Genomic DNA, 11,531 nt, shown 5'->3' with positions numbered 1-11,531 from the left:
CCCGGACCGCCACAAGGACATCCTGGATGCGCTGCGGCGGCAGGATGCGGAAATGGCTGCTTTGGCGATGGAGCGGGACGTCTGTCAGGGCATGGAGCACGTGGTGGAGGGGCTGAGGGGCGCTAACTGATTCGATTGACTCCTGAGAATTTGATCATATTCTGGTGCCAATCAGTCATTCTCAGGAGCGAGTCCCATGACCGTTATCACCAATCACATGCCGACGGCCGAGCTGCAGGCGCTGGACGCCGCCCATCACATGCATCCCTTCACCGCCAATGGCGAGCTGTCACAGAAGGGCGCACGCATTATCACCCGCGCAGACGGCGTGCATCTGACCGACAGCGAAGGGCATCAGATCCTTGATGCGATGGCGGGCCTGTGGTGCGTCAACATCGGCTATGGCCGTGATGAGCTGGCCGAGGTTGCCGCCCGCCAGATGCGCGAGCTGCCCTATTACAACACCTTCTTCCAGACCACCCATGTGCCTGCCATTGCGCTGGCCGCCAAGATTGCCGAGCTGGCACCGGGTGATCTGAACAATGTGTTCTTTGCCGGCTCCGGTTCCGAGGCCAACGACACCAACATTCGCATGGTGCGCCACTACTGGGCACTGAAGGGCAAGCCCACGAAGTCCGTTATCATCAGCCGTAAGAACGCCTATCACGGCTCCTCCGTCGGCAGCGGCTCCTTGGGCGGCATGAGCGGCATGCATGCGCAGGGCGGCATGCCAATCCCGGATATTCACCATATCAATCAGCCAAACTGGTGGGCCGAAGGCGGCGACATGCCGGCGGAGGAATTCGGCCTGCAGCGCGCGCGCGAGCTGGAAGAAGCGATCCTGGAACTGGGCGAAGACCGGGTCGCAGCATTTATTGCCGAGCCTGTGCAGGGCGCCGGCGGTGTGATCGTGCCGCCGGACAGCTACTGGCCGGAAATCCAGCGCATCTGCGACAAGTATGAGATTCTGCTGATCGCGGATGAGGTGATCTGCGGCTTCGGGCGCACCGGCAACTGGTTCGGCAGCGAAACCCTGAACATCCGCCCCGACATCATGACCATCGCCAAGGGCCTCAGCTCCGGCTATGCGCCGATCGGCGGCTCCATTGTCAGCGATGAGGTCGCCTCAGTGATCGCGGGCGACGAGTTCAACCATGGCTACACCTATTCGGGCCACCCGGTGGCATCTGCCGTGGCGCTGGAAAACCTGCGCATCATGGAAGAGGAGAACATCCTGGGCCATGTGCGCGATGTGGCGGCGCCCTACCTGAAAGAGAAATGGGAAGCGCTGATTGATCACCCGCTGGTGGGCGAGGCCAAGATCGTGGGCATGATGGGCTCCATCGCTCTGACGCCGAACAAAGAGGCCCGCGCGGCCTTTGCCTCGGATGCCGGCACCGTCGGTTACATCTGCCGCGAGCGCTGCTTTGCCAACAACCTGGTGATGCGGCACGTGGGCGACCGGATGATCATCTCGCCGCCGCTGGTGATCACGCCCGAGCAGATCGATGTGCTGATCGAGCGCGCCGCCAAGTCGCTCGACGAATGCTATTCTGAATTGAAGGCGCAGGATCTGCTGCACAGCGCCTGAGGTTTCTCCCCGCGCCGCAATCGCGGTGCCAATCCCCGCCGACTCAACTCGGCCCGGCAGCAGGTTTGCCGGGCCTTTTTCTTCGGTTGAGGTTTGCAAAGAGTCGTTTTTGTGCCAGTTAAACGCCACGGGTGGCGCAAAACGTCCGAGCTGCGTCGCAAAAAGTCCGGTATACCATCCAGAATCAGGACTAGTGTTTTTTAAGGATATTCTTTTCCGCTTGGGGAGAGAGCCACGGTATGAATTTCGTAGATTCTCCATGGAAAGAATATTTTTTTCATCTCTAGCGCTTGGTAGCGTTGGTGTGATTAACTTCGAATAAGTGCAGAGCAAATCTGCCGGACAGAAAAAACTACGGGGAGCCTGCTTTGGCTGATGCGTCAAACGTTGATGCGTTCGTTGAATTCGAACGCGTCCAAAAGAGCTATGATGGCGAAAATCTCGTTGTCAAAGACCTCAACCTCACCATGCCCAAGGGCGAGTTTCTGACCATGCTTGGCCCGTCCGGATCGGGCAAGACCACTTGCCTGATGATGCTGGCCGGGTTTGAGACCGCAACCCATGGCGACATCCGCCTGGACGGGGTTTCGATCAACAACATCCCGCCGCACAAGCGCGGAATCGGCATGGTGTTCCAGAACTACGCGCTGTTCCCGCATATGACGATTGCGGAAAACCTCTCCTTCCCTCTGGAAGTCCGCAAGATGGGCAAGTCCGAGCGCGAGGAAAAGGTGAAGCGGGCGCTGGACATGGTGGAAATGGGCGCCTTTGGCGGCCGCCGCCCGTCGCAGCTTTCGGGCGGCCAGCAGCAGCGGATCGCTTTGGCGCGGGCGCTGGTGTTCGAACCTGAGCTGGTTCTGATGGACGAGCCGCTGGGCGCGCTCGACAAGCAGCTGCGCGAGAAGATGCAGTTCGAAATCACCCATCTTGCGCACCGCCTGGGCATCACCGTGGTTTACGTGACCCACGACCAGACAGAGGCGCTGACGATGTCGGACCGCGTTGCCGTGTTCGACGATGGCCGCATCCAGCAGATCGCGCCGCCGGATCAGCTGTACGAAAGCCCGGAAAACAGCTTCGTGGCTCAGTTCATCGGCGAGAACAACACGCTGGAAGGCACTGTCAAGGAAATCAACAACGGCGTGGCCCTGGTGCAGCTGGACGATGGCGAACTGATCGACTGCAAGCCGGTCAACGTCTCCCGCCCCGGCGAACGCACCCGTGTGTCGATCCGCCCGGAACGGGTAGAATACAATAAGGAACGCCTGCAGGAAGGCGTCCATACGCTTAAGGCGGAAGTACTGGAGTTCATCTATATGGGCGACATCTTCCGCACCCGTCTGCGGGTGGCCGGCAACGATGAATTCATCATCAAGACCCGGAACGCTCCGGACCAGACCCGTCTTCAGCCCGGCCAGCAGATTGAAATCGGCTGGCTGCCGGAAGACTGCCGCGCGCTGGACGCCTGATCCGCGCGCGCAAAACCCCCGGCAGAAGAACGACCGGGGGCCTCACTTATGTGAATTCAACAAGGAGAGACTCTCTATGAAACTCAGCAAACTGTCTGCACTGGCGGTAACCACCGCGCTTTGCGCGCCGTCGGCTTTCGCCGAGGAAATGGCCAATGAGCTGACCCTGGTGTCCTGGGGCGGCGCCTATGAAAACAGCCAGCACAAGGCCTATGTCGAGCCCTATCTGGCAGCCAACCCTGATGTCAAAATCACCTGGAGCCAAAGCGCTGCCGAGGCCGTTGCCAAGATCCGCGCAATGAACGAAGCGGGCAATGTGACCTGGGACCTGGTTGATGTTGTGGCGTCCGACTCGATGCGCCTGTGCGACGAAGGCCTGGCGGAAGAGCTGGACCATGACGGTATCCTGGCCGCTGCCCCGGATGGCACCTCCGCCACCGACGACTTCGGCGACCTGATCGTCAGCGACTGCTTTGTGCCGCAGATCGTTTACTCGACCACTTTCGGCTACCGCACCGACCTGATCGACCAGCCGGACACCGTCTGCGCGATCTTCGACACCGAAAAGTATCCGGGCAAGCGCTCGCTGCAGAAGCGCCCGATCGACAACATGGAATGGGCGCTGTACTGCGACGGCGTGGCCAAGGACGACATCTATGACGTTCTGGGCACCGATGAAGGTGTCGCCCAGGCGCTGGCCAAGCTCGACACCATCAAAGACGACGTGGTCTGGTGGACCGCCGGCGCGGAAACCCCGCAGCTGCTGGCAGACGGCGAAGTTGTGATGGGCTCGACCTTCAACGGCCGCCTGTTCTCCGCAATTGCCGAGCAGGGCCAGCCGATCGGCATGCTCTGGGACATGCAGTCGTTCGACCTTGACGGCTGGATCATTCCGGCAGGCCTGCCGGCAGACCGCCGTGCGCGTGTTCTGGACTTCCTGAAATTCGCAACCGACACCCAGCGTCTGGCGGATCAGGCTAAGTACATCTCCTACGGCCCGGCCCGTGCCTCCTCGGCACCGCTGGTCGGCAAGCACGCCGATCTGGGCATCGACATGGCGCCGCACATGCCGACCGATCCGGCCAACGCGTCCAACGTGCACGTCTATGACTACGAATGGTGGGCGGACAACCGTGACGATCTGGACGCCAAGTTCCAGGCATGGCTGGCCAAGTAATCTGACCTTATCCTGAACGGACAAGGCCCGGCGGGGGCCGCCTGAACGCAGGCCCCCGCCCCACAAAAGATAAGACCCGACGGGGAACCCCATGACCGATATTAGCCAATCCGGCCCAGTGCTGGCGGCGGACGGCACGCCGCTCAAGCGCAGCCTGGCGCGGGCGCTGCGGTTGCAGAAGATGCGCGCGCTGCTTCTGATCGCACCGCTGCTTCTGTTCATTCTGCTGACCTTCATCCTGCCGGTGGCCGACATGCTGTACCGGTCGGTGGACAACCGCATCGTCCAGGATGTGCTGCCGCGCACGGTCCAGGCGCTGGAGGATTGGGATCCTGCGTCGAACCAGCTGCCCGAAGAGGCTGCCTTTGCGGCCCTGGCAGCTGACCTGAAAGAGGCGGCCAATGCAAAAACCCACACCAAGGTTGCAAAGCGCCTGAACTATGAAAACCCGGGCATGGCCTCGGTGTTCCGCAAGTCCGGCCGCAAGATTAAGAAATGGGACGTTGAGAATGACGGGCCCTACCGTGAACGGCTGATCGACCTCAACAAAGGCTGGGGTGACGTTGAGCTGTGGAAGACCATCAAGACCTATTCCGGCATCCGGACCTCGGGTTACTTCCTCAACGCGGTTGACATGCAGCTGGGTGCCGATGGCGCCGAGATGCGCCCCGAGAATGAACGCATCTACAACACCATGCTGATCCGCACCATGCGGATGTCGCTGATCATCACCTTCAGCTGCATTCTGCTCGGCTACCCGGTGGCCTGGCTGCTGGCGAACCTGCCGGCCAGCAAGGCGAATCTGCTGCTGATCCTCGTGCTGCTGCCGTTCTGGACCTCGCTGCTGGTGCGGACATCTGCCTGGAAAATCCTGCTGCAGCAGCAAGGGGTGATCAATGACACGCTGGTCTGGATCGGATTGGTCGATGACGCCAACCGGTTGGTGCTGATCAACAACGAGCTTGGCACCATCATCGCGATGACCCACATCCTGCTGCCCTTTATGATCCTGCCGATGTATTCGGTGATGCAGACGATCAACCCGACCTATATGCGCGCCGCAAAATCCATGGGCGCCACCGATTGGACGGCCTTCTGGCGGGTTTACTTCCCGCAATCGGTGCCGGGCATCGGCGCGGGCTCGATCCTCGTCTTCATCCTGGCGGTGGGCTACTACATCACTCCGGCCCTGGTCGGCGGCACCAAGGGTACCTTTATCTCCAACCTGATTGCCTACCACATCTCAACCTCGGGCAACTGGGGCCTGGGTGCGGCACTGGGCGCAATCCTTCTGGCGGTCGTCCTGCTCCTCTACTGGGTCTATGACAAGATCGTCGGCATCGACAACGTGAAGCTGGGGTAACGGACATGAGTGCACTTCCTCCTTATGCAAGCACCGGCCAGCGTGCCTGGTACTATTCCTTCCGGGTGATCTGCGGGCTGATCTTCTTCTTCCTGATCGCACCGATCGTGGTGATCATTCCGCTCAGCTTCAATGCGCAGGACTTCTTCACCTTCACACCGGAAATGCTGCGGCTGGACCCTGAGGGGTTCTCGCTGAAGCACTACCGGAACTTCTTCGGGGATGAATCCTGGCAGACCTCGATGTGGAACTCGCTGAAGATCGCGCCGATGGCGACCATCGTCTCGGTCACCTTCGGCACCCTCGCAGCCATTGGTCTCAGCCAGCCGCATGTGCCGTTCCGCCGGGCGATCATGGCCATCCTGATCTCGCCGATGATCGTGCCGCTGATCATCTCCGCGGCCGGCATGTACTTCTTCTACAGCCGCATCGGCCTGCAGGGGACATACATGGGCGTCGTCCTGGCCCATGCCGCACTGGGCATTCCCTTTGTGATCATCACGGTGACGGCGACGCTGGTGGGTTTCGACCGCTCGCTGACCCGCGCCGCGGCCAACATGGGGGCTGATCCGGTCACCACCTTCTTCCGGATCCAGATGCCGCTGATTATGCCGGGCGTGATCTCCGGCGGCCTGTTTGCCTTCATCACCTCCTTCGACGAGGTTGTGGTGGTGCTGTTTGTCGGCTCGGCCGGCCAGCGGACGCTGCCGTGGCAGATGTTCACCGGCCTGCGCGAGCAGATCTCGCCGACCATCCTGGCGGTTGCGACGATCCTGGTGGCGATCTCCATCATGCTGCTGGCCACGGTGGAAATGCTGCGCCGCCGCTCCGAGCGCCTGCGCGGCATGAGCCCCAGCTGACCGCAAACCGCCCAAAAAACAATGAAGGCCCCGTTCTGCGGGGCCTTTGGTCTTTCATCTTGCCGGAAATACTCCGGGGGTGAATTGGCCGGAGGCCAAGAGGGGGCTGGCCTCCTCCCGCTTACCTCAGCTTTTCCAGCAGCCGCGGGGAGGCGTATCCGTCCGGCGTCAGCCCGTTCGCCACTTGATAGTCGCGTACTGCCCCGATGGTCTTCGGCCCGATCTTGCCGTCAATCCCTTCGGTATCAAAGCCTGCGCCGGTCAGCCGCTCCTGCAGCTCTTCCCGCTCTGCCAGGGTCAGCGCCCGGTCGCCGCGCGGCCAGTCCCCCTGGATTTCCGCGCCGCCCTTGATCCGGTCAGCCAAATGCCCGACCCCGATCACATAGGCGTCGGCGGTGTTGTAGCGCTCCAGCACTGCGAAGTTGCCGAAAATCATGAAAGCAGCGCCTTCGCTGCCCGCAGGCAGCAGGATCGATGCCTTTCCATGATCGCCAACCGCATGCCCGTCCAGACCAGTAATGCCAAGCGCCGCCCATTCCGAGGGCTGCTTCTCGATCTCTCTGTCGGCAAGCGTGTAGTCAAACCCTTTGGGAAGTGTCACTTCTACACCCCAAGGCTGGCCCTGCACCCAGCCGAACTGCTTCAAATAAGCCGCGGTCGAGGCCAGTGCATCCACTGGATTGTCCGACCAGATGTCCCGTTTCCCGTCGCCGGTGAAATCCACCGCGTAATCCAGATAAGACGTCGGGATGAACTGGGTATGCCCCATTGCGCCCGCCCAGCTGCCGGTCATCTTGCGGGCCGGCACATCGCCCGCCTGCAGGATTTTCAGCGCCGCCAGCAGCTGGCCTTCGAAAAAGGCGCCGCGGCGGCTGTCAAAAGCCAGGGTGGCCAGCGAGCGGATCACGTCCATTTTGCCGCGGAAGGCACCATAGCTGCTTTCCAGACCCCAGATTGCCACCACAACCTCTTTCTCGACGCCGTATTGCGCTTCGATCTGGTCAAGACGCGCCTGCTGTTTGCGGAGCGCTGCCTTGCCGTTTTTGACCCGCAGGGCCGAGGCTGCACTGTCCAGGTAGCTCCAGATCGTCTTCGTGAATTCAGACTGGTTGCGGTCGCGGCGGATTACTTCTGGATCATAACTCACCCCGGAAAAGGCTTTGTCCAAAACAGATGCATTGATGCCCTGGTTCACGGCCCGGCTGCGAAATCCTTCAATCCAGCCCTGAAAGTTCGCATCCGCCGCAACCGGTTCCGCATCCGCGGCGATACCTGCGGCAGGACGGGCAGCGGGCCTCACGGCCGCAACGGCAGCCAGCTGAAGATTCTCATTCTGCGCCTCTTGTTTGGAAAGGTCTGGTCGCTGCGCAGGCCTCAGGGATGTGTCTGGCGCGGCCTCTGCCGCTATTGCCCCGCCTGCAATCAGGGAGGCCGCAACCCATCTGCGCATGATGCACCTCATTCTTTTCTGCCCGGGTCCAGTCTAGCCGGCGCATCTTTCGGGTAAAGGGCGCAGTCGCTGTCTGTGCGGGCCTCCGCCTGCCGTTCCTCGCGCAGATGGTCCAAGGCCTCGCGCAGCATCGTCACCCGGTGCGGCCGGAAGCTTTGGGCGGTCACCTGAAAGTCCCGCATCCGGTCCAGCCGGAACACCCGCACCGCCTCGCGCAGGCAGCACCAGGCAATCAGCACGGTGGAGCGGTCGAAATAGACTACGCTCAGCGGCTTCACCTGGCGCTCGGTTACGGAACCCTTGCCGTCGGTGTAGCCGAACCGAACCTCCACCTCATCCCAGGCGGCCTGCCGCAGCGCCTGCGCGGAAATCGCGGGCGGGATCGGCCGGGCAAACCTGTAAGGCGCCAGCACCGCATGGCGCAGCCGATGCGCTTGCCGCTGCGGCAGCCGCGACTGCAGCTTGCGCAAGGCTTCCGAAGCTGCCGTGGCCAGCTCAGGATCGCCGATCTGCTCCACCTCGCGCAGGCCCAGCACCAGTGCCTCCAGCTCGGTATCGCGGAACCCCATCGGCGGCAGCGCGTTGTCTTCGATCAGCGTGAACCCGTAACCCGCTTCGCCATCGATGACCGCACCCATCTCGCGCAATGTGGCAATGTCCCGGTGAATGCTGCGGGGGGAGACCCCCAATTCTTCCCCCAGCCGCGCCGCGGTGTGCGGGCCGGGGCCAAGCCGCAGGGCTTGCATCAGCTGGAACAGGCGAAGAGTGCGGGACATGCTGAATCATCCCATTTGCTGATGACAGTTTCTGGCATCAGTATGCTCTAATCTAATAGTAGACCCAAGCCAGGAGCCCCGGGATGCAGCCCCCCTTTGCCAGCGATCAGGTGAAAGCCGCCTTTGATGTTCCGGATGCCGTAGCACGCAACGGTCTGCTGGCGCTGCGGCAACTGATTTTTGACACAGCTGCAGAAACACCCGAGGCCGGCCGGGTCGAAGAGGCTCTGCGCTGGGGGCAGCCGTCGTACCTGACACCGGAGCGCAGAACAGGCTCTACAATACGGCTTGGTGTGCCCAAAGGAGCGCGCTTCGCCTTGTTTGTGCATTGTCAAAGCCGTCTGATCCCGGAGTTCGCAGCAGCCTTCCCGGCCTGGGACAGGTTTGAGGGCACCCGCGCAATTCTATTTGAGGATCCGGCAGAAATCGAACCGCTCCGCCACGGCTGGCTGATCAAGCGGGCGCTGACCTACAGAATCCGGAAACCGCTGGAGATCCCCGCCTGACCTAGTCTCAGACTGTCCCCGTGGAGACAGGCGCTTACTTCCGCCGTTTGCGCTCCACTTTACGCTTCACCTTGGCCGCCTTGTGCTTGGATTTCGCCGCCTTGCGTTTCACGGTGCGCCCTGCCGGGCTGCGGCGCCCGCGCTGGCCGCCATCGGAGGGCATGGGCGCGTCCTCCAGAGCCAGCAGTTCCAGCTCCAGCCCGCCAGTGACCGGCGCCGCCTGGGTCAGCCGCACGGTCACGCGCTGGCCGATGGCCAAAGTCAGGCCGGTGTCCGATCCCGTCAGCGTCCCTGCCTGGGCATCGAAATGGAAGAACTCCCGCCCGATCGAGCGCACCGGCACCAGCCCGTCGGCGCCGGTCTCGTCCAGCTTCACGAATGCCCCGAACCGGGCAATGCCGCTGATCCGGCCTTCGAATTCATTGCCGACCCGCTCGCTGAGATACGATGCCAGATAGCGGTCGGTGGTATCCCGCTCTGCAATCATCGACCGCCGCTCAGTATCCGAGATATGGGTGGCGGTGTCCTCCAGCCGTTCGATGCTTTCAGCGTCCAGTCCGTCATCGCCCCAGCCATGCGAGGAGACCAGCGAGCGGTGCACGATCAGGTCCGCATAGCGGCGGATCGGCGAGGTGAAATGCGCGTAGTTGCGCAGCGCGAGGCCGAAGTGGCCGAAGTTCTCGGGGTTGTAATAGGCCTGCTGCATCGAGCGCAGGGTGGAGATGTTGATCAGCTCCGCATCATCGGTGCCGGCGGCCTGGTTCAGCAGCGAGTTCAGGTGGCGGGTCTGCAGCACCTGCCCCTTGGCCAGACTCAGCCCGGCTGCATTGGCAGTTTCGCGCAGCGCTTCCAGCTTTTCCTGTGCCGGTTCCTCATGAACCCGGAACAGCAGCGGCGAGCGTTTCTTGATCAGCGTTTCAGCCGCGGCGACATTGGCGAGGATCATGAATTCCTCGATCAGCTTGTGCGCATCCAGCCGATCGCGGAACGCCACCGAGGTCACATTGCCGTTCTCATCCAGCACGATCTTGCGTTCCGGCAGGTCCAGATCCAGCGGCTCCCGTGCGGCTCTGGCCTTTGTTAGAGCCTCATATGCCGCATAAAGCGGCTTGATCACATCGTCGAGGAAGGGCGCGGTTTTCTCGTTCGGATTGCCATCCTGCGCCTCTTGCACCTCGGCGTAATGCAGCGAGGCGGCAGAGCGCATCAGCCCGCGCACGAACTTGTGGCTGAGCTTGTTGCCCTCGGCATCCACCTGCATCCGCACCGCGATGCAAGCGCGCGGCACGCCTTCATGCAAGCTGCACAGGTCGCCCGACAGTCGGTCCGGCAGCATCGGCACCACCCGGTCGGGGAAATAGCTGGAGTTGCCGCGTTTCTTCGCCTCGCGGTCCAGGGCTGAGCCCGGGCGCACATAGGCGGCGACATCGGCAATCGCCACCCAGATCACATGGCCGCCGGGGTTCTTGGGGTCGTCGTCGGCATGGGCATAGCAGGCGTCGTCGTGGTCGCGCGCGTCGGCCGGGTCGATGGTGACCAGCGGCAGCTCGCGCAGGTCCTCGCGGCCCTTGAGGCCCATCGGCTTGGCGGCGTCCGCTTCAGCCATCACCTTGTCGGGGAAGTGATCGGGGATGCCATGCTGGTGGATCGCAATCAGCGAAACGGCCTTGGGCGCGGTGGGATCTCCCAGCCGTTCGGCGATGCGGGCACGGGGCAGGCCCATCCGGCCTTTGGGTCCGGCCTGCTCGGCCTCAACCAGTTCACCGTCCTTGGCGCCGTTCACCCCGTCGGGCAGAACCATCCATTCGTTGGACGAGGCTTTGTCGATCGGAACAACCCGCCCGCCCTCGGAGCCGGCGCGGAAGATGCCCAGCACCCGTTTCGGGTTGCTGCCGATACGGCGGATCAGACGGGCCTCGTAATTGTGGTCCTCGTCCTTCACCAGCTGCAGCTTGACCAGCACCTTGTCGCCCTGGCCCAGGGCCGGATCCGAGGCCTTGGGCAGGATCAGGATAATCGGCTCCACGCCTTCGCCATGCCATTCGAGCGGGCGCCCGTAGAGATCGCCATCCGCATCCGGCGCCTTCACCTCCAGCACCGTGACCGGCGGCAGCTGGTCCGGGTCGCGGTAGGTTTTCTTGCGTTTCTGCAAGTGGCCCTCCGCCTCCAGCTCCTTGAGGATGCGCTTGAGGTCGATACGGTCGGCGCCCTTGATGCCAAAGGCCCGGGCAATGTCGCGCTTGGTGGTCTGGGTCGGGTTGGCGGAGATCCAGTCGAGGATTTCGGCCTTGGAGGGAATACGGCTCATAAATCCCGCGTATCACGGCGGGCAGGCGGCG

Annotated in this window: 8 protein-coding genes and 1 pseudogene; 6 read left to right on the top strand and 3 right to left on the bottom strand. The window is 62.4% G+C overall.

The window, feature by feature from the left end:
• Nucleotides 1-196 precede the first annotated feature (196 nt).
• From RA20_RS20350 to RA20_RS20330, 5 genes and pseudogenes are all read left to right on the top strand, one after another.
• Nucleotides 197-1,591, top strand: coding sequence for an aspartate aminotransferase family protein (locus RA20_RS20350; RefSeq protein WP_039132984.1), 1,395 nt, complete (start codon nucleotides 197-199; stop codon nucleotides 1,589-1,591).
• Nucleotides 1,592-1,959: 368 nt separating this feature from the next.
• A complete protein-coding gene (locus tag RA20_RS20345) occupies nucleotides 1,960-3,060 on the top strand; it encodes an ABC transporter ATP-binding protein (protein WP_039132981.1) in 1,101 nt (366 codons plus the stop codon).
• Between the two features lie 76 nt (nucleotides 3,061-3,136).
• Entirely contained in the window at nucleotides 3,137-4,237 is a 1,101-nt protein-coding gene (locus tag RA20_RS20340) for an extracellular solute-binding protein (protein ID WP_039132980.1), read from the top strand.
• A gap of 91 nt (nucleotides 4,238-4,328) precedes the next feature.
• On the top strand, nucleotides 4,329-5,600 hold the full coding sequence (locus RA20_RS20335; protein WP_039132978.1) for an ABC transporter permease: 1,272 nt from the start codon (nucleotides 4,329-4,331) through the stop codon (nucleotides 5,598-5,600).
• 14 nt (nucleotides 5,601-5,614) lie between these two features.
• A pseudogene (locus RA20_RS20330) lies at nucleotides 5,615-6,460 on the top strand (ABC transporter permease); the annotation flags it as partial.
• 121 nt (nucleotides 6,461-6,581) lie between these two features.
• Here the strand turns inward: RA20_RS20330 and RA20_RS20325 are convergent.
• Both RA20_RS20325 and RA20_RS20320 read right to left on the bottom strand, forming a co-directional pair.
• The gene (locus RA20_RS20325; protein WP_446720161.1) at nucleotides 6,582-7,910 is read right to left on the bottom strand and encodes a lytic murein transglycosylase; all 1,329 of its coding nucleotides are present in this window, start codon (nucleotides 7,908-7,910) and stop codon (nucleotides 6,582-6,584) included.
• Between the two features lie 8 nt (nucleotides 7,911-7,918).
• Nucleotides 7,919-8,686, bottom strand: a complete 768-nt coding sequence (locus RA20_RS20320; RefSeq protein ID WP_152618573.1) for a helix-turn-helix transcriptional regulator — start codon at nucleotides 8,684-8,686, stop codon at nucleotides 7,919-7,921.
• 83 nt (nucleotides 8,687-8,769) lie between these two features.
• Here RA20_RS20320 and RA20_RS20315 point away from each other — a divergent pair, with 83 nt between their 5' ends.
• Complete coding sequence (locus tag RA20_RS20315; RefSeq protein ID WP_039132970.1) at nucleotides 8,770-9,192, top strand: DUF1801 domain-containing protein; 423 nt, start codon at nucleotides 8,770-8,772, stop codon at nucleotides 9,190-9,192.
• A gap of 34 nt (nucleotides 9,193-9,226) precedes the next feature.
• On the opposite strand, the gene rnr is transcribed toward RA20_RS20315, so the two are convergent.
• Nucleotides 9,227-11,500: a ribonuclease R gene (gene rnr / locus RA20_RS20310; protein WP_039132968.1), complete on the bottom strand. Its 2,274-nt coding sequence runs from the start codon at nucleotides 11,498-11,500 to the stop codon at nucleotides 9,227-9,229.
• Nucleotides 11,501-11,531 lie beyond the last annotated feature (31 nt).

The sequence above is a fragment of the Leisingera sp. ANG-Vp genome (assembly GCF_000813725.1).
GTDB lineage: Bacteria > Pseudomonadota > Alphaproteobacteria > Rhodobacterales > Rhodobacteraceae > Leisingera.
The sequence above is the reverse complement of the archived record's forward strand: the minus strand, read 5'-3'. Positions and strand labels throughout refer to the sequence as shown.